The sequence below is a fragment of the Azospirillum sp. UFLA03-27 genome, from assembly GCF_059803775.1.
The window spans coordinates 1-552 of record NZ_JAUQTX010000551.1; the positions used below are offsets into that span (position 1 = coordinate 1).

1 pseudogene is annotated in these 552 nt (G+C 73.2%); it reads right to left on the bottom strand.

Annotated elements, in window-relative coordinates:
- Nucleotides 1–552, bottom strand: a pseudogene (locus tag Q4I23_RS33030) (1-deoxy-D-xylulose-5-phosphate synthase); the annotation flags it as partial.

A 552-nucleotide genomic window follows, 5' to 3' on the forward strand; every position in this document is an offset into this window, starting at 1 on the left:
CTCGCCGCGCTCCGGCAGTTCCAGCCCCACCCCCTCGCCGCGCGGGTAGCGCAGCGCCGAGGCGCGGTCGTCGATGGCGGCGCTGGTCGCCACCATGTGCATCAGCTCCAGCTCGTCCGCCGCCGCCATCAGCACGATGTCGGGCAGGCAGCCCAGATAGGCCACGTCGAAGGCCCCGGCGTGGGTCGCCCCGTCCGCCCCGACCAGACCGGCGCGGTCGAGCGCGAAGCGCACCGGCAGGCGCTGCAGCACGACGTCGTGCACCACCTGGTCGTAGGCGCGCTGCAGGAACGTCGAGTAGATGGCGCAGAAGGGTTTGAAGCCCTCGGTCGCCAGCCCGGCGGCGAAGGTCACGGCGTGCTGCTCGGCGATGCCGACGTCGAAGCAGCGGTCGGGGAAGCGCTGGCCGAACAGGTCGAGCCCGGTGCCCGACGGCATGGCCGCGGTGATGGCGAGGACGCCGGGGTCGCGCTCGGCCTCGGCGATCAGGGCGTTGGCGAAGACGCGGGTGTAGGTCGGGGCGTTGGACTTGGGCTTGGACTGGGCGCCGGT